Source organism: Marininema halotolerans (assembly GCF_900116235.1).
Taxonomy (GTDB): Bacteria; Bacillota; Bacilli; order Thermoactinomycetales; family DSM-45169; genus Marininema; species Marininema halotolerans.
In genome coordinates this window covers 48,137-71,204 of record NZ_FPAA01000012.1, presented here as the reverse complement: position 1 = coordinate 71,204, position 23,068 = coordinate 48,137, and the positions used below count along the sequence as shown (strand labels likewise).

The window sequence follows — 23,068 nt, the reverse complement described above, 5'->3', positions numbered from 1 at the left end:
CAAGAAGAAACAATAAAACGCCTACCCTCCGTAGACACAGATGGGTAAGGCGCCGGTCGATGTTTAGTCCGGTTCCTCTGTCTCCGTCCCGAAGGCTTAGAGCAGAAATACACATGAAAAGTATAAAGGCAATCAACAAACTACTATAAAAAAGGTCGGGTACCGTGTGACTCCAAATGGATGTCGCCGCTCCCAACCCTAGGGTAAACCAAATTCACCAAAATAACAATGGTAGGAGTTATGTTCCCTTACCAAGATTTAACCATGGTGAAAGGAACACCGCCTGCAACAAACAATTAAGCCTACCATTCAATATCTGAGGAAAAAATTGTCTGAACACCGGTATGGGTCTCGAGCAGGAGAGCCCCAGTCTCCGCCAATCCCTTCGCAATCCCTTTGACAGATCCTTGACCCGTTCGTGCCGTCACTTCCTGCCCAAGCATCCCAGCATATTCTTCCCATAAAATACGGATCGGTGTAAATCCATAACTAAGATACCCATCATATAGGGTTTCCAATTCGCCACAAATCGCGCCGATCAGCTCTGGCCGGGAAAAGGTTCGACCTCCTTCAATCGCTAGGGAGGTAGCAATTGGACGCAGCTCTTCTGGCCAGACACTTTCTGTAGCATTGACATTAATTCCAATCCCTTGCACCACATAATGAACCTGATCTTGCTCTCCTCGTAATTCGGTCAAAATTCCACAAACCTTTTTCCCGTGAATCAAAAGATCATTGGGCCATTTAATTTGGATTGGAAGGTTTGTCTGTTTCCTTAACGCGCGTGTAATAGCAACCGAAGTAAGCAACGTCAACTGGGGGGATTGATTTAGCGGGATCGGGGGACGTAAAATCAGGCTCATCCAAATCCCTGAGTGGGTAGGTGAATGCCAGATCCGTCCCATGCGTCCGCGCCCCGCCGTTTGCTCTTCCGTCAGATAGAGGGATCCTTCCTGCGCACCTTCTTTCGCCCATTCATGGGCGAGGGATTGCGTAGAAGGAACACTTCGTTGATAACGAACCGCTCGCCCGATCGATGTTGTAGAAAGATGCGGGATTAATTCCTCCGGCGCTACCCGATCCGGACGATACACAAGCCGGTAACCCGCCTTTGGCTTGGCTTCAATTTGATACCCTTCACTACGCAATTCATTAATATGTTTCCAGATTGCTGTACGACTACAAATCAATCGTTGGCTAATCTCTTCCCCGGAAATATATCCTTCTTTCTGCTCAATGAGCAGCTTTAACAGCGGTTCACGTAAGTTTTTTCCCAAACCGACACCCCTCTTCAATCAACCTTTCTTTTTCATTGGGAAGATCACCAAGTGCTGTCTGATGGAGTAAGTGATGAAGCGCTTCACCTAACCAAGATCCTGGTGCTTTATCGGTAGCCTGTAGAAGTTCACGTCCATCAATAACCAGATCCGTAGCCGAGAGAACAGGCATTTCATCGTACCAACTCTGAATCTGCTGTTTTTGTTCTTCCCTTTCCGTGAAGGATCGCCCTTCCATCCCTCCTGCCAGTTCGATTCCTTGTTGAACCAAGTCCCATCCATGGAGAAGGATTGCCGTTTTCACCCTTCGTTCCTCCTGCCAAGTTTTTGTTGCAAGGGCGAGCTGGAACACCGTAGCAATGGCAGTGACTTCCTTTTTTGAAAGGCGAAAACTGCGGAGACACGGGATCAGGCGGTCTTGATCCACGCCACAACTCATGAGAAAACCTGCCCATCTCGCCTCCACACCAGCTAAGCTATCCAACAGGGATAAAGGAACGTCAGGCGCCTTCGAAACGCCTTCCCATTGGATGAAAGGGGGGAGAAAGTGTACGAGTTCATGTTGCCATACGTAGGTTAACCCCCGGGAAGGCGAAGCCGATCGAAACAACTTTCTCATCTCCATCGCCACCCGTTCTACTGCAAGGATGGTTAAGTCCATCTTTGCTAACTCAAAGGCCGCTTCCGTCTCTTTATCCAGTACAAAACCCAATTGGGCAGCAAAACGAATTCCTCTTACCATGCGTAGAGAATCTTCCTTGAATCGATCCACAGCCTGCCCCACCGCTCTGATCCGCCTGCGCGCTAGATCCTCTTGCCCTCCAAATGGATCATATAGACGGCCTTTACGATCCTCAGCCATCGCATTCACTGTAAAATCCCGTCGTGAAAGATCCTCTTCAAGACTCGTAACAAAGGTGACCTCATCCGGACGACGCTGATCGGAATACGTCGACTCCTTACGAAACGTTGTGACCTCGGTCATCAATCCTGGATGAAGGACACCAACGGTGCCATGCTGAATGCCTGTTGGGGCAGTCTTTGGAAAGACTTGTTGAACTTCTTCGGGTAGGGCGTCCGTCGCAACATCATAATCCGCAGGCTCTCGTCCCATCAACCGATCACGGACACACCCCCCTACGAGATAAGCCTGAAAACCTGCCTGTTCCAGTCTTTCCAATACCTCATGGGCGTACACGAGGGCGGGGTTCATACCCCCGCCCTCGTTTCACCTGCAATCACCCGCCTGTAGAGGTCTTCATATTGATTCGCAATTTTCTCCGCACAAAAATGCTCGCGGGCACGTGCGCGTCCATTTTCCGAAAAGGTCTGATATAACTCCGAATCCGTCAACAACCGAATCGCATGATCCGCCATCGCGTCTACATCTCCCACATTGGAAAGAAATCCAGTTTCACCATCCGCAACCACTTCAGGAATCCCCCCCGCATTGGATCCCACAGTAGGCACCCCACAAGCCATCGCCTCTAATGCAACCAAACCAAAGCTTTCTTTCGAGGAAGGAAGAATCAGTAAGTCTGCCAATGAGATTAACTTTGCCACTTCATCTTGTTTACCTAAAAAGATGACACGATCCATTAAGCCTCGTTCTTGCGCCATATCCGCTGCTCTTGATAAATCCGGTCCTTCCCCTACCAAGAGTAGCTTCGTTGGAATATGGCGCTGAACACGATCCAGAATGCGGATAATATCCGGCACCCGTTTTACCGCACGGAAGTTAGAAATATGTAGCAAGATTTTTTCATCCGGGTTCGCATATTGTTGCCGAACCTCCTGCACATCTTGCGGAGAATAGATCCGTTGATCCACAAAATTATAGATTCGCTCTAGGGGCTTATCTACACAAAGTAATTCGTTAGTTTGGCGAATGAGATCATTTGATACCGCCGTCACCGCATCACTTTGACGAATCCCAAAACAAATGATATCGCGTAACGATGGATCCTCCCCTAACACCGTAATATCCGTTCCATGAAGGGTCGTCACCACTTTAAAAGCATGACCCGACATCTCCTTCGCAAGATAAGCACAAATGGCGTGGGGTACAGCATAGTGAACATGAATCACATCTAAGGAGTGGAGTTTAGCCACTTGTGCCATCCGACTGGCTAACGCTAAGTCATAAGGGGGATACCGAAAAACCGCATAGCGATTTGCCTCTACTTCATGATAGTGAATATTGTGGTTAAACCCTCCTAAACGAAAAGGCATATCATAGGTCACAAAATGAACTTGATGTCCCCGTTCTGCCATTAACTTTCCTAATTCTGTCGCTACCACCCCTGAGCCACCGTGGCTCGGGTAGCACGTAATTCCGATTCGCATCGTCTCTTCTCTCCTTCTGCTCTTCTCCATTACACAAGTTGATCCATTCGGAGCGGCGTTGCCGAGACGAGCCCTTCCCCGTGACTCGTTCCAATTTGATGTCCCCACAACTGATCCCGTCCCTCAACCATAGCGATATAGGTCGGTTGGTTAAGAGGCGTATCGGCTCGATCCGGCCCCGGAATAAATTGGCTTTCAAAAGCAAGGATCGCTTCTCTTTTTTTAGCGTAGACCTCACTGATATCGACAATCAGATCAGCCTGTGAGATATCATTAATAAAATAATAATAAACCTGGGTCACCCGATGGGGCTCCATCCCTACTTCGGCAGCTTTTTTACGAATGGCAGCATCAAAGACCGCTTCCTTCACCATCTGACTACAAGCAATATGATCAGGGTGGCGATCCTGCCAATAAGGGGCTAACACCACCTTCGGTTTCCATTGACGAATGAGTTTCACCATTGCATCGACTTGCTCTTGAGAGCCCGTCAATCCTCGATCAGGGAATCCCATCCGATGACGGGCGGTTAATCCCAAAATTTCTCCAGCACGCGCTCCTTCTGCTTCTCTTGTTTTAATATCGCCATTGGTTGAAAGTTCCCCAAAGGTTAAATCACAAATCCCCGTTGTTCTGCCGAGGGCGCTATGTTTCGCCAAGATCCCTCCCGCTCCAATTTCCACATCATCGGGGTGGGCTCCGAAGGCTAAGATATCCATGGTCGTTCCCTTCATCCCTGATTCTCCTCCTCTTTTTGTCGTACCACTTCCCGCCAAGAGAATCCCCCTTTATCAATCGAACGAATCATTACTTCCGCTCCAGCAAGATTGGTGGCGACGGGAACATTATGTACATCAGCTAAACGCAATAATGCTAAAATATCAGGCTCATGGGGCTGTGAAGTTAATGGATCCCTGAAAAATAAAATACAGTCCATCTGATTGTCAGCCAAGAGGGCACCGATCTGCTGATCTCCCCCGAGTGGACCTGAACGAAAACGATGGATGGATAAGCCCGTCGCCTCATGAATGCGACTCCCTGTCGTTCCAGTCGCATAGAGCGTATGTTCTCTTAAAATCCTCTGATAAGCAATAGCAAATCGCACCATCACTTCTTTCTTCTTGTCATGAGCAATCAAAGCAATATTCATTTTCTTCACCTTCCCCTCTCAACCCACTAAAGACCGCAATGTTATGGTTTCATGATCACCTTATAAAGGTGTTTCATCCTAAGCTTGTACTCTTTCATTTTACTCTAACCCCTAAAGCGAAGAAAGCCCCGCCTCAAAACGGCAGGGCTTTCCTTTATTCATCACTTACTTCAATTGGCTTTCCTACTTCAGATAGCCGACCCGCTAACGCATCCTTGTGTATTCGGTCAAGCCACGTGATCTCTGCCTTTCCAATTTCAATGATACCCATCATCATATGAAGGATCACCCGGGATACTTGGGAGATGTGATCTTCATACACCTTCTCCATCCCTTCAACTTCTTGCTTGATTCCTTCAATTTGATTTTTTAGCATCTCAGCAATCTGAGTAGAATCCCCTTGCCTTGCAAAGGCAAGGGCCGCATAAAGAGGATGATATCGCCTTTCCTCGGAGGAGAACTGCTCGATCAATAAACGTTGAAACTCTTCTCGACCCGATTCGGTAATGCGATAAATCGTCTTCTCCGGGCGATTTTTTTCCTTTAGGGTTTCCAGCTCATCAATAAAACCTTGCTTCTCTAATTGGGAAATCGCATAGTATAGTGAGCCCTTCGGTAACTTAATATACTGATCCATGACTCGTTCTTTCATCACCTGCGTAATTTCGTAGGGGTGCTTTTCCCCCTCCATTAACAATCCGAGAATTACTAATCGCACAGACATAAAAAATTTTACCCCTCCCCACCTACAGGTTCAGGAGCTTTTGTCACCGCCTCTTTCGAGGCAGGCTTTTGCACGACTAGTCTACGTTTTCCCATTAGGAAGATCAAGACAATTGCAAGGCTAATTGGAATAAGTGACCATTGGAATACCGTCGCAATCGAGTCAGCAAATGCTTGGCTCATCTGCTCCAACACCTGGGGCGGTATATGTTGCCGGACTTCCGGTTGCAACAGCGCCTGAGGACTGATCTCCCCATCAACGCCCTGGATGCGTGTAAGTACCTGCCCCAGATCGTTCATCATCAAGTGGTTTTGAATGGTACCGAATATGGTAATCCCTAAGGTCATTCCAATCATCCTGAAAAATGCCACTGCGGAGTTTGCAGCTCCCCGCTGGCGAATATCCAATCCCTCAATTGAACTCATACTGAGCAAGGGAAAGGACATCCCCATCCCCATTCCTGTAATGACCATGAACAGGGTAACGAACCATCGGGAGGTGTCCACGGATAGCGTTCCTAAAAGAAGAATCCCTGTGAGTAATAAGGCTCCTGAACCCATCATGATCCTTCGATAGGAGGCAAACATGACCAACCTTCCACTTGTTTGACTTCCCGCCACCACCCCTAACATCATGGGCATCAAAATCAGACCGCTATTGGTAGCAGAACCCCCAAATACCGCTTGCACAAATAAAGGAATAAAAACCGTTGCGACCACAAACACCGAGCCATACAAAAACCCAATTCCCTGACTTGCTGCAAACAACCGAATTTTGAAAAGCTTTAAGGAAATGATCGGTTGTGGCACTCGGGATTCTACATACAAGAAAAAACCTAATAAAATAGCAAAGGCAGCAAATAACCCATAGATCATCGGAGAGTTCCAGGCGATTTCTTTTCCACCCAACTCTAAGGCAAACATCAGACTAACGATCGAAGTGACTAACAATCCTGCTCCTAGCCAGTCAATCTTTTGCCGTGTTCTTTCCAAAGACTCATGATAAAAGCGCCAAATAAAGAAAAAGGAAAGAATCCCTAAGGGGAGATTGATAAAAAAGATCCAGCGCCAATCAAAATAATCCGTGATAAAGGCACCCAATAATGGACCACATACACTGGAGAGGCCGAAAACCGCTCCAAATAATGCCGACATTTTTCCTCGCTTTTCCGGCGGGAAGATATCAAAGATAATCGTAAAAGCGATGGGCATCAGGGCGCCGCCACCCAACCCTTGAATCGCCCGCGATATACTCAGTTCCACCATCGATTGCGAAAATCCACACAAAATGGAGCCAAGAATAAATAACGTCAATCCCGTGATGTAAAACGCTTTTCTCCCATACATATCAGAAAGTTTACCGAAAATCGGCATCCCAGCTACACTGGCAATCATATAGGCGGAGGTCACCCAAATAAAATGTTGAAGGCCCCCTAAGTCTGCTACAATCGTCCCCATCGCGGTAGCAACAATGGTATTATCCATCGAAGCCATCAATATCCCTAACAAAAGTCCCGCTACTACACCATTTACACGGCTTTTCGCATGCATCATATTCCCCATCCATCTCCTATCCCTATAGGTACCATGCTTTTCATGGTGCTTAACGCTTACTCCAACTGGTTGATTATGATCTAATAATTATTATATTCAAATTTGACTAATTAGCAAGAGCACAAATGATTTAATCCACAAAAAACCCGCTTTCTCGGTAAGGCCAGAGAAAGCGGGTTTTTTGCTACCTATACAAATGACTTTTCTACTCACGATCATTCAGAGTAAAGGTCCCTGAAATGATGCCCACATCCACAACGGATTTATTGATCGCAATGGTATACGGCTCGCTCGCATTATCTAACGTCACCGTCACAGAATTTTGACTTCCATCAAAGGTCATACATGATTTATTCGCTGAAAAGGAAGCGACTTTACATACCTCTAACCCAATAAGCTCTTGGGGATCATGCTCCTTCATATCAAGGGTCACCGATCGATATTTGGAAGCATCCAATTTCGATAAATAGGTAACCTCACGAGAGCAGATAAGATATCCCGTGAATGCGGCAAAAGTCGGCGTTGTTGCAAAGATCATCACGCATCCAAAAACCAAACTAACCATAGCCAACTTCTTTATATGAAGCCCTTTCATGCCCTTCACTCCTCGATTGTGATTTTTGAAATCGACCCGAATTTGCGGTTTCAAAAAACCATCACCCTTTTCACATCGGGGTGATGGTTTTTTGGCAAATATTACTCTCTGTCATTCAAAGTGTACGTCCCGGTTATGCTATCGAGATCCAATTTTGACTTTCTAAGCTTAAGGGTGTAGGTCTTCGTAGGGTCATCCAGATTCATTGTAATTGAATTTTGGCTACCATCAAGATTTTCACATTTTTGGTTGGGCGTAAAAGGAACAAAAACACATACCTCTAATCCGTTAAGCTCTTCGGGTTCATACGCTGGAAAATTAAACGTTACGGAATCATATTTGGAAGCATCAATGTTTTGAAAATACGTGATCGCACCTGTGCATACAAAATACCTTGTCGCTGCTGCGAAAGTAGAGGATGCTGCGAATAACATCACAAAGCACAAAACCAAACTTGCATAAGTAACCTTTGCAAAGCGGAAATCTTTCATCACAATCCCTCCAATGAATTCTTTTTTGCTATTAAAGGTGATACGAATTCACTCAGTTTCGCTCCGTCCTTAGATAGGTCCCAGAAATGCTCTCTAAACCAGTTGCTCGCTTATCAATCCGAAGGCTATAAATCTGTGTAGGATCTTCAAAGTCCATAGTGATCGTGTTTTGACTACCATCAAAGGTCACGCATTTTTTATTAGTGGGTGTTGAAGAGATATACGTACAAATCACTAAACCATCAAGCTCTTCAGGCTCATTATTCGAAAATTTAAATGTCATGGCGCTATATTTTGACGAATCGATATTAGGAAAGGTTGTATAATCCCCATAACAAACAAAGTGGATGGGAAATTGGAAGGCTGCAGAAGTAGAGGATGCTGCGAATAACATCACAAAACACAAGACAAAACTGGCAAAAGCGACCTTTGCAAAGCGGAAATCTTTCACTACAATCACTCCTAAGATTTTATTTTCGTATTCATCTACCCACTACCCCTTCACTTCTATCGGGTTCAATCTCTGACGAGGTAACATAATCGATCCTTTCGTCCTACCGAATCCCGTACAGAAAGCCCTCAAATCCCACAGTATTTTCACTGTTGTTTTTAATGGTTACTTCTCCTTTTTTACTGATTGGACCACTTGCATCAAGGGCCTTCATGGAATAATTCGGGAAGATTGACAGCGAAGTTTCTACTGGGTAACCCGCTGCTATCGCATTGGGATAGGTTAACATCAAAGGAGGAACGACTGCCGTTCCACTGGTAAATTGGATATCGAACTTCTCAGGTGTAAATGTTACCGGAGCCTCTGTCATGTAATCGTAGATCACGAAGTCTACATTTGCCTGAAAAGACAGAGCATCCTCATAGGTCACCGTAAAACTCTCACCGGGAGCAATCGTTTCAAAAAAATACGTAGAATCCGCTGTCCTTTCGATATCCGTTTCATTCGTTGAAGCATAGGTGGGCATGGGAGAAGCTATCATCACAAGGAAAACTAGGGACAGCAGTCCTACAATCCATGAGGAACATTTCTTTTTCATAAAAACCACTCCTAATCAGCTAATAATCTCATTATTCAGAAAAGGTTATCGGTAACTCGGTATAACTTTCCCAGTCAAATGAAGTTCGTTCTGTGAAGTAAAATTATACAACTTCACCTTATACTTCGTCCCCTTCTCTAACTCATACGAAATTGCGGATTCACCATTAAGTAATCGCTTACATGAAAGGCTTTTCTCATTCTCATCCGTTAGACATACACTTAGGCCGTTAAAATACGATGGCTCTTGATCCATCTCAACCGTAAGCGACTGAACTGTATCACCATTCAGTGACCGATTGGGACCCAAAGGAGACGCTGAGTCATCAAAATAACAGTCAAATGTATAAAATAAAACTTGAGCAAATGCACCGGATACTATCAATAAAGAACATAAAAACAAACCAAATGTACAAATGGTACAAAAAATCGTCTTCTTTAGCACAACATCACCCCTTCCTTTATTGAAATAACAATCTTTATATATAATAAACCATAGCAAGAAGATTATGTCAAGGTGTTTATCAAAATTTTATTAGTATTATTAATACAACAATAAAATAATTCGCTTGACCACTTGTAAATTCGGTATATTTTGATTCCCTAAATAAAAAATTAATAATATTTTAAGGTCCAATAAAAATGTTCACCAGTTATCTGATTGGGATATGGGTAATAAAAAAGAGAGGCTTGTCTGGTAGACAAGCCTCTCTTTTTTATTACGATTGCGGCATCGGCGTTGGCGTGGGATTTCCATAAGATCCTTCGTACTCTTGATCTATCATCTTTCGAATTTCCAAATCGCTTTTTCCTTGATTCTTTAACTCTACTGATTTTTTCGCGATCATTAGACAAGTCGAACATTTCATCCCATGGGAGTCCCAAATAATTTCACCGTTTTTTTCCTGCTGTTGGACAAAACAATCTAGATTATTCTTATGCCCCACACTTTCCCCACACCCACAATAGCAAGGCATTTTCTCAAGGGTGTTTGCATGCTCAGCTGCTATCCTGTAAACCGTTCTTACATGGGGATCCGTATCCTTTAAAAAAGAGGGCAGGTGTTTTTTACTCGCCGTCGCCTCCTGGATATCGCCCTGGTGAGCCGTTTGTTGTTTTTCATTCATCGACTGATCATTTTGGCACCCTACTGCCACCGATCCAATAAGAACGGAAAATAATACCCAACTAATCCCTCGTAATTTCACGCTTTTAGGCATGATCGCTTCACCTTCCTACTTCTTTTTATAGGTCAAGGATATTCTCCAGGCCATAAATAAGCCCCTTACGGTTCATCACATCCTCCACAGCCAGCTTTACACCCGGCATAAAGGATTCCCGGTTTAGTGAGTCATGGCGGATGGTCAACAGTTGTCCAGCATCTGAGAAGAGTACTTCTTGGTGAGCCACGAGCCCAGGAAGCCGGACACTATGAATTCGATAGCCATCTTTATAACCACCGCGAGCCCCTTCAAGGGTTTCCTTTTCTTCGGGGTGGCCCTGTTTTTGCTCTTCTCGTTCCTTTGAAATTAACTCCGCCGTCTTTAAAGCGGTTCCTGAAGGGGCATCCAATTTACGATCGTGATGCAACTCAATGATTTCTAGATGAGGCATGTAGCGTGCTGCTTTTCCTGCGAAAACCATCATTAAGACAGCACCAATCGCAAAATTAGGCGCAATGATCCCTCCGATCCCTGCCTCCTGACATTGTTGATCCAATGCGCGGATTTCCTCTTCTGTAAGCCCTGTCGTACCCACCACCGGACGAACACCATAAGCAATCGCCTGTTCCGTGTTGCTTTTTACTAGGGAAGGGGTCGTAAAATCAACCAGCACATCTGGCCCCTGTGCAAGGACATCCGTGAGTGATTCTGTCAAAATTACATCGAGACGACCCATCCCAATGGCTTCACCCACATCGGTTCCTGCTTGTGTTCGTGCTGTAGCGCCAACGAGGATCAAGCTTTCTTCCCGTTGGATTAGTTTGATCACTTCTTGTCCCATTTTACCTGTTGCTCCAGCAACAGCGACTTTGATCGGTGCCATCCATCGATGCAGTGAAGCGAAACGCTTCACTGCTCCCTCCTTTGTAACGGTGACCGTGTTACGATTCCTTGCTCGTCCAACGATCCTTGTCCCGTGTATTGTATTTATCCATTACCTTTTGATACGCTTCATCAAGATCAATATCGAGCGAATTCGCAAAACATAGCGTGATAAAGAGAATATCACCCAGCTCCATCTCGATGCTATTCTCTTCTTCCTCTGCTTTTTTCGGCTTCTCACCAAATTGATGATTGACTTCTCGCGCAAGCTCCCCTACCTCTTCTGTCATGCGTGCGAGCATGGATAAGGGATGGAAATATCCTTCTTTAAATTGCGATATGTATTGATCAACTTCCTTTTGCATTGCTTGTAACGTCCGTTTTTCCACAATCCATCCTCCTATTTTTTATCATCGTAACCGATCCGCTCATAGAAAACAAACCTTACTGATTGTAACCTTTCTTCTCTCTATAAAAAAACAGGTCCAAGGACCCGCTTTTTATGGTGGAGTGGATTGCCCATCCGATCCCTCGTCGGTATAATATTAGTCGGCTGTTTCTAAATGGATCTATTCATTGATTAGACGACGATCGACCAAACTAACCATTAAGGAGGCGAAGATTCATGAACGTCATGCCAAAACAGCCTTTGCGAAAGTGGATCTGGGATCTTCTTGCCATTCTCATCGGCTCATTCATTTTCTCGCTGGGTGTTAACTATTTTGCAATCGCCAATAAACTGGCTGAAGGCGGTTTCACAGGTATCGCTCTCATTCTTTATTACCTGTTTCAACTACCTCCAGGGCCAGTCATTCTCGCCTTAAATATTCCACTTTTTTTAGTCGGATATAAAGTGTTTGGCAAACGTACCTTTCTCTTAACCATTTATGGTACAACCATGGTCTCCATTTGTCTCTCCCTTACGCAAAATTGGGGCGAGCCCATTCCGAACGACCCCTTACTTGCTGCACTCTATACAGGGGTTCTTGTAGGAGGGGGGCTTGGTATCATCTTCCGAGTAGGTGGCACCACAGGAGGGGTGGACATCATTGCTCGCTTAGGGAATAAGTATCTGGGTTGGAGTATCGGCCGGACCATGTTTTTATTTGATTTGGCAGTAATCGGAGCCTCTTATTTCTTCATCGGGCGCGAAAAAGCGATGTATACCGTTGTCGCTGTATTTATCGGTGCACGCGTTGTCGACTTTGTAGTTGAAGGTTTAGATAGCCGTAAAGCGGTCACTATCATTTCAAATTCAGCGGTATCCATCTCCGATAAGATCACAACCGAAATGGAACGTGGCGTAACCCTATTAAAGGGCCGAGGCGGTTATACAGGGACCGATAAAGAGGTGCTGTACATTGTTATCAGCCTGCCCGAACTTTCACGGATGAAACAGTTGGTTCATAACATCGACCCAGATGCCTTTGTTGTTGTTCATGATGTACGGGATGTATTAGGCGAAGGATTTACCTTTGATCGACCCTGAATCGAATTCTAACTCCACTAGATTCGACCCCTCACCCGTTGATAACTCCCACGATAATTCCGCCATCCCACATAACCGAGTACCAAAGCAATAACGGTTCCCATAAGTATTGCAGCGGGTATGACAGGGGGAAAATTGGTTAAACCCACCGCAACGACTTCTTCCTCTGGACCATGAATGAGAGGAGTGAGCATGTTCTCCCACTGCTTAAGGGGCTCTGACAGCCGGTGGGTATTCCATGCTCCTTTCTTTTTCATCTCACTTCGAAAAAACTGCAGAACCGATTTCACCTTTTGTACGGTTCCTGGTTGACGAGATACCTCCAAAGCTGGCATCACTAATTCAACATGGGCGATTAATTCTTTCAGGGAGGCTGCTACAGCTTCTCTTTTATTGTTTTTAAGGGCACCTTTTACCTTGGCGATATCCTTCTTAAAAACAGCTTCATACTGTACCCACATCGGCTGATTAGAATGAGACACCGCATCAAAGGCAAGAGTAAGCTGAATCGCCGCCCGATTCGCGTCCCCTTGTTGAGGCATGACTCGATTTAACTCCTCTTCCATCGTCACCAAACAATTAGAAAGCGCTCGAATCCCCTGCACCGATACATCCAAGGTTGATAAATCTGCTTGTGAAAAGCCGATTGCCAACTCCTTCATTTGACTTCTTGCCTTTAAGTAACTGGAGGGGGTTCCCTCTTGTACCCAGTCTCGTATGTGAAGACTTTGTTTTGTCCAAAGGGATGGTGATTGATTATCCAATGCCAAAGCAATCACAGGTTCCCATCCCCAACCGACCAAAATACATAGGATCATCAGCCAACATTTTATTAACGATTTATTCATGGAACGTACCTCCATCCACCCACCACTTTACTATCATTTCTATGCGTAGCCTGTCCGCTCCATGAATAAAAGGACGCAATCGATCTAGAATTGCGGAACCTCATGACAAAATTCCCATAAGAAAAATGAAGGAATCAGGAAACGTTACCGATCGCTCCCGACCCCTTCATTTCTTATTTACATAGCACTTTCCATTCGGAACGATCACTTGATCACACTTATGAACGCCTTTCTCGAAAAAACATTTATCACAGCCGACTGACATAAAGAAAAACCCGGCCGAAGCCGGGGGAATTACTTCAATTACTGTTCTTCTGACATCTTCCTGCCTGTTTTCTGCTTGGCTAACCAATCCGCTAGTTGCTCCTTCTCTAGCGCAGTTCCTTGGAACATCCCTGCAGGCATCTTGCCTTTCCCTTCATTCATGATGGAGATAATTTCGTCAGGCGTATATGCATCTCCCACACCACGTAAAGGGGGACCTTGAAGACCTTCTAGCTTTTGACCATGACAGTTTACACACGCATTGTTTTTGTAGATGTCAAAAGCCGGATCCTTCTGGTCAACAATCTTCGCTTCTGCTTCCCCTTTTGGCAGGGAAGCGAGTTGCTTCTCATGCTCATCCCATGCTACCCACGTAAGTACCACCGAACCAATTAAGGCGAGAAACATAATTCCAATGGTAACTGGACGTTTCATCGGACGACGCTCTTTTCCTGTATCGAGCCATGGAACGAGGAACAAAGAGCCAAAGGCTAGCATAGGGACAATCACGGTACCAACCACTACATAGGGACCGGAAGCCCATTTGAATTTTAGAAGTTCATAGAGAAACAAGAAGTACCAGTCAGGAACGGGTAGAAAGCCGGTATTCGTCGGATCCGCTTGAGCACCCAATGGTGGCTCTTCAGCCATTACCAGTGCCATAAATCCAACGAGTACAACAACCGCAACCATCCATTCCTTTAGAAGGAAGTTCGGAAAGAAGGCCTCGGTCTTACCCGGAAATTCGGAATAATCCTTGGGAACCAATCGTTCCGTCTTCTGTACCACCCGTGAGTCCCCAACATAATGGATTTCTTTGTCGTTATCATGATGATGTGCCATGGTTTTCACCCCTCACCTGTCAGACTTATAGCGGACCTGAAATACCCTGTCGACGAATTAAAACAAAATGAACTCCCAAGAGAAGAAGCAAAATAGCTGGGAGGAAGAAGACATGCAGAGCAAAGAATCGAGCAAGTGTCTGCGCACCAACAATTTCTCCCCCTTGCAGGAAGGTCGCGATGGCACTTCCAATCACAGGGACACTTGCGGCAATTTGAATCCCAACTTTTGTTGCAAAGTAGGCTTTATTATCCCAAGGGAGTAAGTAGCCTGTAAATCCAAGACCCAACATGACAAAAAAGATCGACATCCCGATCACCCAGTTAAATTCCCGTGGATGTTTGTACGATCCTGTGAAAAAGACCCTTAACGTATGAAGGAATAACATCACGATTGATACACTCGCTCCCCAGTGATGCATCCCCCGTACAATCTGACCGAAAGCGATTTCATTTTGTAAGTAGTCAACACTTTTCCAGGCGTTTTGAATATCTGGGACATAGTAAAGAGCGAGAAACATGCCTGATAAAATTTGAATCACAACAATAAAGAAAGTAAGCCCACCAAAACAATAGATGAACGCTGAAAAATGATGGGCAGGGTTCACATGTTCGGGTACTTCGTGGTCAGCGATATCACGCCACATCGGTGTAATATCGAGCCGTTTATCCAACCATTCATAAGTATTTTTTAACATGGTTCTTCTCCCCCCTTACCCTCGTTCTTTGACTGCACCCAGAAATAATCTTCCACCCTCAATTTTTGTTGCGTATACATCGAGGGGTTTAGGAGGTGGTGTGCCTGGAACATTGACACCGTCTTTCGTGTACATTCCACCGTGGCAAGGACAGTAGAACACGTCCGTGTTACCTCCACCCTCCCATTTCACTGTGCACCCCAGGTGCTTACAGATGGGAGATAACGCAAGAATCTCACTACCATTTTTCATTACCCAGGCAGTCGCTTTCTCCCCGCCTTTTTCCTTGTACCACCCATCATTTCGCTGAATGCGAAATTCCACAATCTTAGGTTTGTTTCCGAAATCGCTTACAGAACCAACATCGACAAATTTTGTATCCGTTCCTTTTTGTAGAAGCGGATCAATTGCAAAACGTACCATTGGAAACAACATACCAGAACCGAGGAAACCGGCGGTACTCGCGATGGTATAAGTCAAAAACTTACGGCGCGACATCCCCGACTTCGTCTGTTTGTGCTCGCTCAAGACTCGTCCGACCTCCCTCTATGCGGTTACCCTTAACCGGACCGGAATCCGTATGTAATGCTAGGACATAACCATGATAGCCAACCGTCTCAATCCCTGTCAAGAACAGGCACTCCAGGAATCAACTTAGGATGCAAGAGTTACTTTTTCCCAAACTCCCTTCCATCATTCCCCTGAACCGAATCCCACATGCCTATAATTCCTTCAACAACCTTCGTTACGCCATCGTCACTCTCGGACGAGGCCCCTGAATGGATGGGAATCCAACCGCATCCCCCATGGTTTAACGCCAACCCATTAGAAAAAATCGAGTCTCTTCCGATTACGAAACAATAGTGAAAACCGGAAGACGAAAACTGCCGAATCACATCGTTAACATAGTGAAGAAAAACATTTTTTTCGGCTCCATAGGGAACAGCGGGCATCAACAAAAGTCGGCCCGTTAACTCTTGCTCAACGCCTCGTGCAATCTTTTCAGTAAACTTTGCCTCATCGAGATCGGGGTTTTTATCGGTCATTCCAATTCGATAAACTGGGATGAGGAGTGTATCCACAAAGGGAGCTGAACGCAACCACTCATCCTGTGCCAACTTAGTCAACCGCATGAAAAATTCCTCATTTCATCAATGGTCATCCCATATAAAAATGCCCGGCCTCTACCGGGCATTATATCGGAACTCTCACTCATTTTCCACGATTCTGATCCATTGTTCGGTTAATTGTAAAAATTGCTTTCGATCACCCGAGGCCAATGCTTCATCAATCCTACGGTAAAGATTTTTTTCCTTAAAATCTCGTATCGATTGATCCAATACCAACTCAGCATATAAACTGTACAAGGTGTCTTGGACGAGATCCTGCTTTTCCATGGGGTTTCCTTCTAAAACAGCAGCATATTCTGGACAACTTGATCGATCATTAAAATAGAGACTGATAAAAAGATCTTCCTTCGGGCATGAACGGATATCGTAGAAGGCTGTCTCAACATCAGAACTCACCCGTTTGTTTTTCGTAAATTTAAAAGGCGTCATTTGAATACACCGCGTAGAAATCAGCAGGGTCTTAGGAAGTTGCCGAAGGCTTTCGACAAAATGGGTGCGCTCGAGAAGTTCCACATCTGAGCAGAGATAGTTGAGTAGCCACGCCGCCTCGCGTTTTTGCAGTTCGAAGCGGTTTAAAAACCACTGAATAAATTCTTTTTTTTCTGAGACTGTCACGCAATCACCCATCATAACCTATCCCCCCCATCTGGATCGATGAGAATATTGTGAACTTTGTTCTTAATATACGCAGGAAGCCTCTCAGATTTTCGGATAATCTTGATAGAGGCTTATATTTTTATTCCATGTCGGACACCCGATTCCCTTCTTGCAAAGGCAAATTGCGCCCACCTACGGGCTCTGACCATCTTTTCGCTAACCGTTTTTCTGCAAATCCAGCAATGCCTGAAACCCACTGGACACCCGTTAAGTTCATTGCGATCAACCGACTTCCGACGTCTGCTTCTCCCATTCGAATCATCCCTAGATGGAGCATCATTTTAAGAATTCGATTAAAAAGATCCTCCTTTGTTTCGTAATAGTAAGGGCTTAGCCACTCGTTGATACCCTGATAGATTTCCTCTGCATTTTGCCAGGTATCACGGGACAACAGCTCAATCCACTTTACGACTAAAGCGAGTTGCGGAAGGGGGGTTTTATAGAGACGAAGCCAAAAACGATAAAGTTCCTTTCCTTCTTCTCTAAAGGAATCCGTCATTTTCTGTACGCCCAATTCAGTTAGATGAACAATATTTGCAATCGTATCCTCTGCAATATACCCTTTAAAAAATGCATAATCATACATCAGAGCAAAACGATCAGGATACAAATGATAACTGCGTCCAAATCCAAAACGCCAGGCTTTTTTATCCACCGGACTTTCTTGAATATGAAAGGTTTGAAAGAGCTGACGTTGTTGTTGCCGATAAATTCCCCCGTCCGCACTGAGGCGCACTTCATGGCGACATAAGAAAGAACAAAACTGCACAAGATCTTCGACAAAAAGTCCCTCTTCATTTCGATAAACAGGAGGTTCTTCACGTCCCATAACCCTGTCTGAAAATAAACGAAGAAAGCGATTCCTTAAATCGCTTGGCATTTGGAGTAAATCTTTTTCCCGTTGTGAGATGCCTGGAAAGAGCCACCCCTTATGTAACGCAGAGAGTACCAACCGTCTCGGCTCTCCTTCCTTCCCTCCTAATGCCACACGTCCTTTACTCAGCAACTCTTCATGATTAAACCACTCACGGCTATCGAAACAAAGCTGTTGTAAGAACCGTCTTTCAATGTCAGTCAAGCATGCAAACTCTTCTGATAGTCGACTCTTCCCAGCGAGATGATGAAGAAGGGAGGTGATCAAATCTTTTTTAGAATGAACATCATGTCCACAACCATAATGTTTGGCCATTCGCTGTAGAAGATCAATATCGGCATAGGTTAAACGATCAGCTAAATTCATTAAATTCCCTCCCCTGGAGATGCGTCTTTCCTATTTTTCCTCCAGAGGATTAAAAAATACCTTATCTTGGATTTTATCAATCCCTTTTATTCATGGCGGATCGCTTACCAACTTGGTTATCGATCCTACCTGATGCCTCCTCTGACACACGTAAGTTGCGTCCGCAAAGGAATAAACAGAGCGCGACCCAAGCCGATAAAAACATCAGATCGATGGAAAGGGAGGGATCAAATAACCGCAAGCCATCACCGATCAGTCGACTCCATGCCTTTCCTGCCTCCTGAATCCATGTCAAAGGTTTCATTAGAGTAAGAGGTAGTCCACCTATCAACCATAGAGGTAAATGGATAAGAGCAAACACTTGTAACGCCTGGGTAAGGCTTAATTGATAGATTTGTCGCGATGTTGATCCCAGTCCAAGGTAGATCACACACAGGATCACACCCACGATGATTACCATCCACTCGCCCATCTTGGCTGCCATATCTCCGGTTGGAAAGAAGCGCCAGATGAAATAAGGGAATACCCATTCTTTTAATATGAGCACCATCGCTAAAACAAAGCCAATCTCAACCGATAACCCTCGACGGCTTCCTTTCATTTTCTCTCCCTCCTCCTCTTAGACGAATATGACAAGTCCAGCAAAAAAAGAACCGCCTGTGGAATCAGGCGGTACGCACTCAACCGTGCATTTTATGGATAGGAGTGGAGAGAAACCATACTTTGACACTCCCACAGCGAAATCACCCAAAGGAAATTCCGTTAGGCGCTTTCGCTGTGGGATTCTTGGAAGCTCCCATCGATTGATAGGATCATACCCAAGCGAACCCCGTGTGCCCCACGGTTAAAACCGTTTTTGTTGCTAAGCCTACCTCATTAGTTACGACTGAGGTAGGGGTTACGGCACATCCTATAAGCCTAGTATAAGCGGTGGGTTCATCACCGTCAACTATCTATTCTAAATATTGTACAGGAATAAGAATATTCTGATCTTAATGATAAAGAGAACGTGTGCGTTCTCTTTATCATTAAGAATGAACCTTACCCAACCTGGACATCAGTTCTGAAAAGCCTGGGAAGGAAACATTGATTGCATCCGCGTTGTGTACAGTAACTCCACCCTTTGCGATCAAGCCAGCAATTGCTGTTGCCATTCCAATACGATGGTCTCCACGGCTATCGCAAATTCCCCCAGTTAGAGGCGTTCCACCTTCAATCACCATGCCATCTTCCGTCTCTTCAATCCGTGCACCTAGCTTGGTCAACTCCCCAGCAGTCACAGCAATGCGATTGGTTTCTTTCACCTTCAGCTCTGCTGCATCACGAATAATGGTCTTCCCTTTGGCCTGGGTTGCTGCCACCGCAATAATGGGAATCTCATCTATCAACCGGGGGATTAATTCCCCGCCGATCTCTGTTCCAAAAAGGGTAGATGTCGAAATCGTAATATCGCCTACCGGTTCTCCACACCACTCCCCGGTCTCCTTCACCTCGATGGTTGCACCCATGGCTTTCAAAACATCCAATATCCCCGTCCGAGTCGGGTTGACGCCCACATCCTGGAGTGTAACTTGACTCCCTGGCACTAGTAAAGCAGCAATCATCGGAAACGCCGCAGAGGAGATATCCCCTGGCACTCGCACCTCCCTACCCGATAGCTGTTGCCCACCTCGTACAGAAACTCCCCCCGAGAAGGAATTGACCTCCGCACCAAATGCACGTAACATCCGTTCGGAGTGATCCCGTGATCGATAAGGTTCTTCGACAACCGTCTCTCCTTTGGCCTGTAGACCGGCTAACAATAGACAAGATTTAATCTGTGCACTCGCTACTGGGCTTTGATAGCGAATCCCTTGTAAACCCCCACCCCGAATACCTAATGGCGTAAAACGCCCTCCTTGACGTCCATCCACTTGCGCACCCATCTCACGAAGGGGATGAAGCACACGATCCATCGGGCGTCTTGCAATCGATTCGTCTCCAGCAACTGCTGAATAAAAAGAACGGCCTGCTAAAATGCCGAGCATCAAACGAATCGTTGTCCCTGAATTTCCCACATCAAGCAGTTGGTTAGGTTCATGCAGTCCTTCCCATCCTGCCCCTTCTATGGTTAATGATGTAGGAGATTCTTGCGTGATCGAAACCCCCATGTTTCGAAAACAAGCAATCGTTGCTAAACAGTCTGCTCCTGGAAGAAACCCCTTCACACGTGTTGTACCCTGGGCAATGGCACCAAACATTACTGATCGATGAGAAATCGACTTATCTCCAGGTACCTGAACGGTTCCTTGAAGTGAATTTCCCGGTTTCATCGTTAATTGTTGCATCAATTGTAGCCTACCCTTCTCCATATTCAATCCAGATCGAAAACGCGGAACTTCTTTCTTTTTAATACATCCCGAGCTCGCTGTTGTTGATCGCTATCACCGAACACCAGTCTAAGGACACCTGCTCGATCTTCACGGTTTTCCATCACACCAATATTTTGCAAATTAATTTTTTCATCCGCCAAGAGCTGAGCCACCCCTGCAATCATTCCAGGAGAATCGGGTACATCAACATAACACTCATAGGATGATTGCAAAACGCCTTGAACACGTTCAGGTAATCCTTCTCGGCTGATTTTCGCCCGCGTAAAAAAGGATTCGATTTGATCCGCATCTGCATCCAAGATCGCTTTCCTTGCGTTGCTCATCTCAGCAATCCAATCATCCATCAAGGGAAGAATGGCTTCACGATTGGAAAGAAGAATATCCCGCCACATAATGGGGTGAGCCGCAGCAATTCGCGTCAAATCACGAAACCCTCCTGCTGCTAGACGATAATACCATTCATTCTGCTCGTTATACCGGCTAATTTGGTTGACTAAACCAGAAGCAATGATATGAGGGAGATGACTAATCGCTCCAACGACCTCATCATGATATCGTGGATCCATCATCACCAGCTTTGCTCGTGTTGCAATGGTTAATAATCGGGAAAGCCTTTCCACATCCGCTAATGGTGTATTCGGTAAAGGCGTTAGCACATAGTAAGCATTCTCGAAAAGTAAGGAGTGGCTTGCTTGTACCCCAGAATGGTGGGAACCTGCCATCGGATGACCCCCGATAAACGTAGCAGGCAGTCCCTTCAATTCCCTCGCATGGGCAACAATTTCTCCTTTGGTACTGCCTACATCTGTGATGATGCACCCTTCCTTTAACGGCAACATTGCCACTTGATTTAAAAGCTCCTTTGCCGCATTCACCGGAACCGCTAGAACAAGAATGTCTGCATCAGCGATTGCTTCTGCTAAGTGGGTATACCCGCGATCAATCATACCCGCCGAGGTAGCCAGTGCCAAACTTTCCTCAGAGGTATCATAACCGGAAACGACCCAGTCCGTGCGCTCTTTGATGCATAAAGCAAGAGAACCGCCAATCAAACCAATTCCTAAAATCGCTACTTTACTCATGAGAACGGTCCACGTCCTCTGGTGCTGGCTTATCCAAAATCTGCGCTAACTCCGTCAGAAAGCGAAGATTTTGTTCTCTGGTACCGATCGTCACACGGATATGAGTAGGATAGCCCAAAGGTACTCCCGATCGGATAATCATTCCCTTTGCCAAGAGTGCTTGGAATACTTCATTAGCATCCCGCTCTGTATCCATCAAAATAAAATTTCCTTGGGAAGGAAAATAGGAGAGATTCCACTTATTTAATTGCTTTTCGAACAAAGCGAGTCCCTCTCGATTGGTATCACGGCATTTTTTAACAAAGTCCTGATCTTCAAGACCTGCTACTGCTGCCCGTTGGGCTAACCGATTCACATTGAAGGGTTCACGTACACGATTCATTTCCTGGATCAAGCGAGGATCCATCACCCCATATCCAATTCGAAAGGCAGCAAGTCCATAAATTTTAGAAAAAGTTCTTAGAACAATCACCCGTGGATCCTTTAATACTTCGTGGATTCCATCCGGATAATTAGAATCCACGACGTATTCTTCATACGCTTCATCCAACACCACCAACACATGAGGGGGGACTTTCTTCATAAACGAAGTCAGTTCCTCCCCAGAGATCATCGTACCGGTGGGGTTATTTGGATTACAAATCCATACAATCCGGGTGCGCTCATTCAGCGCAGCTGCCATTCCCTCTAAATCATGAACACCCTCGATGAGTGGGACTTCTACTGCCTTACCCCCTTCAATCAAGGTCTGTGTCTTATAGCGCGGGAAGGTAATATCAGCCATCACGGTTTCGTCGCCCGGTTCCAGGAAGGTGCGCCCGATCATCTGTATAATTTCATCTGATCCATTCCCAAACATCAATCGCTGTGGTTCTATCTGTAAATGAGCGGCTAGTTTCTCTTTTAATAGAGGAGCTTCACCCTCTGGATACAACGCAAAAAAATCACGTTCCGCTTGTAAAGACTCCCACACATTTGGCGAACAACCCAATGGATTTTCATTCGAGGCCAGTTTAATCACTTCATCAAGGCCATATTCTCGCTTTACTTCTTCCAAGGGTTTTCCTGGTTGATACACAGGTACCCCCTGTAATGTCGCTTTCCCTTTCATTCCACTGGCCCCTCTCCACACATTTTCCCTTTAGTTTACAATAGAATGGCTCTGAAGCCCAACTATCCTGCAAAAAAAAACCGTAACCATCGGTTACGGTAGTGTA

The 23,068-nt window shown here is 45.5% G+C and carries 27 protein-coding genes; 1 reads left to right on the top strand and 26 read right to left on the bottom strand.

The features are described from left to right. Positions 1–302: 302 nt before the first annotated feature. The 14 genes from CHX35_RS14650 to CHX35_RS14580 all read right to left on the bottom strand — a co-directional run bounded on the left by CHX35_RS14650 (position 303) and on the right by CHX35_RS14580 (position 11,594). Positions 303–1,277: a biotin--[acetyl-CoA-carboxylase] ligase gene (locus tag CHX35_RS14650; RefSeq protein WP_091838709.1), complete on the bottom strand. Its 975-nt coding sequence runs from the start codon at positions 1,275–1,277 to the stop codon at positions 303–305. After that, complete coding sequence (locus CHX35_RS14645; protein ID WP_091838706.1) at positions 1,258–2,490, bottom strand: CCA tRNA nucleotidyltransferase; 1,233 nt, start codon at positions 2,488–2,490, stop codon at positions 1,258–1,260. Before CHX35_RS14645 ends, CHX35_RS14650 begins: the two co-directional genes overlap by 20 nt. After that, positions 2,487–3,623 carry an N-acetyl-alpha-D-glucosaminyl L-malate synthase BshA gene (bshA, locus tag CHX35_RS14640; RefSeq protein WP_245838860.1) on the bottom strand — a complete coding sequence of 379 codons (1,137 nt, stop codon included), beginning with the start codon at positions 3,621–3,623 and terminating at the stop codon, positions 2,487–2,489. Before bshA ends, CHX35_RS14645 begins: the two co-directional genes overlap by 4 nt. A gap of 29 nt (positions 3,624–3,652) precedes the next feature. Continuing rightward, positions 3,653–4,357, bottom strand: coding sequence for a bacillithiol biosynthesis deacetylase BshB1 (gene bshB1, locus CHX35_RS14635; protein WP_091838700.1), 705 nt, complete (start codon positions 4,355–4,357; stop codon positions 3,653–3,655). Then, complete coding sequence (mgsA, locus tag CHX35_RS14630; RefSeq protein ID WP_091838697.1) at positions 4,354–4,773, bottom strand: methylglyoxal synthase; 420 nt, start codon at positions 4,771–4,773, stop codon at positions 4,354–4,356. Before mgsA ends, bshB1 begins: the two co-directional genes overlap by 4 nt. A 154-nt stretch (positions 4,774–4,927) precedes the next feature. Continuing rightward, complete coding sequence (locus CHX35_RS14625) at positions 4,928–5,497, bottom strand: PadR family transcriptional regulator (RefSeq protein WP_091838695.1); 570 nt, start codon at positions 5,495–5,497, stop codon at positions 4,928–4,930. An 8-nt stretch (positions 5,498–5,505) separates the two neighbouring features. Then, entirely contained in the window at positions 5,506–7,059 is a 1,554-nt protein-coding gene (locus CHX35_RS14620; RefSeq protein ID WP_425435377.1) for an MDR family MFS transporter, read from the bottom strand. A gap of 196 nt (positions 7,060–7,255) precedes the next feature. Beyond that, positions 7,256–7,645, bottom strand: coding sequence for a hypothetical protein (locus tag CHX35_RS14615; RefSeq protein ID WP_091838689.1), 390 nt, complete (start codon positions 7,643–7,645; stop codon positions 7,256–7,258). A gap of 101 nt (positions 7,646–7,746) precedes the next feature. Then, positions 7,747–8,136, bottom strand: coding sequence for a hypothetical protein (locus CHX35_RS14610; RefSeq protein WP_091838687.1), 390 nt, complete (start codon positions 8,134–8,136; stop codon positions 7,747–7,749). Positions 8,137–8,188: 52 nt separating this feature from the next. Beyond that, positions 8,189–8,587: a hypothetical protein gene (locus CHX35_RS14605; RefSeq protein ID WP_091838684.1), complete on the bottom strand. Its 399-nt coding sequence runs from the start codon at positions 8,585–8,587 to the stop codon at positions 8,189–8,191. A gap of 103 nt (positions 8,588–8,690) precedes the next feature. Next, on the bottom strand, positions 8,691–9,185 hold the full coding sequence (locus CHX35_RS14600; protein ID WP_091838682.1) for a hypothetical protein: 495 nt from the start codon (positions 9,183–9,185) through the stop codon (positions 8,691–8,693). 718 nt (positions 9,186–9,903) lie between these two features. Further along, a complete protein-coding gene (locus CHX35_RS14590) occupies positions 9,904–10,404 on the bottom strand; it encodes a PCYCGC motif-containing (lipo)protein (RefSeq protein WP_091838677.1) in 501 nt (166 codons plus the stop codon). Between the two features lie 25 nt (positions 10,405–10,429). Beyond that, positions 10,430–11,230 (bottom strand): 4-hydroxy-tetrahydrodipicolinate reductase, encoded by an 801-nt coding sequence (gene dapB / locus CHX35_RS14585; RefSeq protein ID WP_091838754.1) that lies wholly within the window; start codon positions 11,228–11,230, stop codon positions 10,430–10,432. Positions 11,231–11,288: 58 nt separating this feature from the next. Then, on the bottom strand, positions 11,289–11,594 hold the full coding sequence (locus tag CHX35_RS14580) for a nucleotide pyrophosphohydrolase (RefSeq protein WP_091838751.1): 306 nt from the start codon (positions 11,592–11,594) through the stop codon (positions 11,289–11,291). Between the two features lie 269 nt (positions 11,595–11,863). Here CHX35_RS14580 and CHX35_RS14575 point away from each other — a divergent pair, with 269 nt between their 5' ends. After that, on the top strand, positions 11,864–12,718 hold the full coding sequence (locus CHX35_RS14575) for a YitT family protein (protein WP_091838749.1): 855 nt from the start codon (positions 11,864–11,866) through the stop codon (positions 12,716–12,718). A 17-nt stretch (positions 12,719–12,735) separates the two neighbouring features. On the opposite strand, the gene CHX35_RS14570 is transcribed toward CHX35_RS14575, so the two are convergent. The 12 genes from CHX35_RS14570 to hisC form a co-directional block, all read right to left on the bottom strand. Further along, the gene (locus CHX35_RS14570; protein ID WP_176392105.1) at positions 12,736–13,566 is read right to left on the bottom strand and encodes a sporulation protein YpjB; all 831 of its coding nucleotides are present in this window, start codon (positions 13,564–13,566) and stop codon (positions 12,736–12,738) included. A gap of 303 nt (positions 13,567–13,869) precedes the next feature. Continuing rightward, positions 13,870–14,673 (bottom strand): menaquinol-cytochrome c reductase cytochrome b/c subunit, encoded by an 804-nt coding sequence (locus CHX35_RS14565; protein WP_091838671.1) that lies wholly within the window; start codon positions 14,671–14,673, stop codon positions 13,870–13,872. A gap of 25 nt (positions 14,674–14,698) precedes the next feature. Next, complete coding sequence (gene qcrB / locus CHX35_RS14560; protein ID WP_091838668.1) at positions 14,699–15,370, bottom strand: menaquinol-cytochrome c reductase cytochrome b subunit; 672 nt, start codon at positions 15,368–15,370, stop codon at positions 14,699–14,701. Between the two features lie 15 nt (positions 15,371–15,385). Beyond that, positions 15,386–15,868 carry a QcrA and Rieske domain-containing protein gene (locus CHX35_RS14555; protein WP_140413631.1) on the bottom strand — a complete coding sequence of 161 codons (483 nt, stop codon included), beginning with the start codon at positions 15,866–15,868 and terminating at the stop codon, positions 15,386–15,388. Next, positions 15,855–16,001, bottom strand: coding sequence for a hypothetical protein (locus tag CHX35_RS17620; protein ID WP_176392104.1), 147 nt, complete (start codon positions 15,999–16,001; stop codon positions 15,855–15,857). The genes CHX35_RS14555 and CHX35_RS17620 overlap by 14 nt, the downstream gene beginning before the upstream one ends. Before the next feature lie 37 nt (positions 16,002–16,038). Next, positions 16,039–16,503, bottom strand: coding sequence for a DUF2487 family protein (locus tag CHX35_RS14550; RefSeq protein ID WP_091838662.1), 465 nt, complete (start codon positions 16,501–16,503; stop codon positions 16,039–16,041). A gap of 75 nt (positions 16,504–16,578) precedes the next feature. Next, a complete protein-coding gene (locus tag CHX35_RS14545) occupies positions 16,579–17,130 on the bottom strand; it encodes a ReoY family proteolytic degradation factor (protein ID WP_245838858.1) in 552 nt (183 codons plus the stop codon). Between the two features lie 106 nt (positions 17,131–17,236). After that, a complete protein-coding gene (locus tag CHX35_RS14540; RefSeq protein WP_091838659.1) occupies positions 17,237–18,397 on the bottom strand; it encodes a hypothetical protein in 1,161 nt (386 codons plus the stop codon). A 76-nt stretch (positions 18,398–18,473) separates the two neighbouring features. After that, a complete protein-coding gene (locus CHX35_RS14535; RefSeq protein ID WP_091838657.1) occupies positions 18,474–18,998 on the bottom strand; it encodes a hypothetical protein in 525 nt (174 codons plus the stop codon). Positions 18,999–19,425: 427 nt separating this feature from the next. Then, a complete protein-coding gene (gene aroA, locus CHX35_RS14530) occupies positions 19,426–20,709 on the bottom strand; it encodes a 3-phosphoshikimate 1-carboxyvinyltransferase (protein WP_091838743.1) in 1,284 nt (427 codons plus the stop codon). 41 nt (positions 20,710–20,750) lie between these two features. Next, positions 20,751–21,851, bottom strand: coding sequence for a prephenate dehydrogenase (locus tag CHX35_RS14525; protein WP_091838654.1), 1,101 nt, complete (start codon positions 21,849–21,851; stop codon positions 20,751–20,753). Continuing rightward, a complete protein-coding gene (gene hisC, locus CHX35_RS14520) occupies positions 21,844–22,962 on the bottom strand; it encodes a histidinol-phosphate transaminase (RefSeq protein WP_091838652.1) in 1,119 nt (372 codons plus the stop codon). The genes CHX35_RS14525 and hisC overlap by 8 nt, the downstream gene beginning before the upstream one ends. Between the last annotated feature and the right edge of the window lie 106 nt (positions 22,963–23,068).

Bases quoted from the DNA above. Each gene is read 5' to 3' on its own strand.
- CHX35_RS14645 (WP_091838706.1), bottom strand. From the start codon at position 2,490: ATGAACCCCGCCCTCGTGTACGCCCATGAGGTATTGGAAAGACTGGAA.
- bshA (WP_245838860.1), bottom strand. From the start codon at position 3,623: ATGCGAATCGGAATTACGTGCTACCCGAGCCACGGTGGCTCAGGGGTG.
- bshB1 (WP_091838700.1), bottom strand. From the start codon at position 4,357: ATGAAGGGAACGACCATGGATATCTTAGCCTTCGGAGCCCACCCCGAT.
- mgsA (WP_091838697.1), bottom strand. From the start codon at position 4,773: ATGAATATTGCTTTGATTGCTCATGACAAGAAGAAAGAAGTGATGGTG.
- CHX35_RS14625 (WP_091838695.1), bottom strand. From the start codon at position 5,497: ATGTCTGTGCGATTAGTAATTCTCGGATTGTTAATGGAGGGGGAAAAG.
- CHX35_RS14620 (WP_425435377.1), bottom strand. From the start codon at position 7,059: ATGGGGAATATGATGCATGCGAAAAGCCGTGTAAATGGTGTAGTAGCG.
- CHX35_RS14615 (WP_091838689.1), bottom strand. From the start codon at position 7,645: ATGAAAGGGCTTCATATAAAGAAGTTGGCTATGGTTAGTTTGGTTTTT.
- CHX35_RS14610 (WP_091838687.1), bottom strand. From the start codon at position 8,136: ATGAAAGATTTCCGCTTTGCAAAGGTTACTTATGCAAGTTTGGTTTTG.
- CHX35_RS14600 (WP_091838682.1), bottom strand. From the start codon at position 9,185: ATGAAAAAGAAATGTTCCTCATGGATTGTAGGACTGCTGTCCCTAGTT.
- CHX35_RS14590 (WP_091838677.1), bottom strand. From the start codon at position 10,404: ATGCCTAAAAGCGTGAAATTACGAGGGATTAGTTGGGTATTATTTTCC.
- dapB (WP_091838754.1), bottom strand. From the start codon at position 11,230: ATGGCACCGATCAAAGTCGCTGTTGCTGGAGCAACAGGTAAAATGGGA.
- CHX35_RS14580 (WP_091838751.1), bottom strand. From the start codon at position 11,594: ATGCAAAAGGAAGTTGATCAATACATATCGCAATTTAAAGAAGGATAT.
- CHX35_RS14575 (WP_091838749.1), top strand. From the start codon at position 11,864: ATGCCAAAACAGCCTTTGCGAAAGTGGATCTGGGATCTTCTTGCCATT.
- CHX35_RS14570 (WP_176392105.1), bottom strand. From the start codon at position 13,566: ATGAATAAATCGTTAATAAAATGTTGGCTGATGATCCTATGTATTTTG.
- CHX35_RS14565 (WP_091838671.1), bottom strand. From the start codon at position 14,673: ATGGCACATCATCATGATAACGACAAAGAAATCCATTATGTTGGGGAC.
- qcrB (WP_091838668.1), bottom strand. From the start codon at position 15,370: ATGTTAAAAAATACTTATGAATGGTTGGATAAACGGCTCGATATTACA.
- CHX35_RS14555 (WP_140413631.1), bottom strand. From the start codon at position 15,868: ATGTCGCGCCGTAAGTTTTTGACTTATACCATCGCGAGTACCGCCGGT.
- CHX35_RS14550 (WP_091838662.1), bottom strand. From the start codon at position 16,503: ATGCGGTTGACTAAGTTGGCACAGGATGAGTGGTTGCGTTCAGCTCCC.
- CHX35_RS14545 (WP_245838858.1), bottom strand. From the start codon at position 17,130: ATGATGGGTGATTGCGTGACAGTCTCAGAAAAAAAAGAATTTATTCAG.
- CHX35_RS14540 (WP_091838659.1), bottom strand. From the start codon at position 18,397: ATGAATTTAGCTGATCGTTTAACCTATGCCGATATTGATCTTCTACAG.
- CHX35_RS14535 (WP_091838657.1), bottom strand. From the start codon at position 18,998: ATGAAAGGAAGCCGTCGAGGGTTATCGGTTGAGATTGGCTTTGTTTTA.
- aroA (WP_091838743.1), bottom strand. From the start codon at position 20,709: ATGAAACCGGGAAATTCACTTCAAGGAACCGTTCAGGTACCTGGAGAT.
- CHX35_RS14525 (WP_091838654.1), bottom strand. From the start codon at position 21,851: ATGAGTAAAGTAGCGATTTTAGGAATTGGTTTGATTGGCGGTTCTCTT.
- hisC (WP_091838652.1), bottom strand. From the start codon at position 22,962: ATGAAAGGGAAAGCGACATTACAGGGGGTACCTGTGTATCAACCAGGA.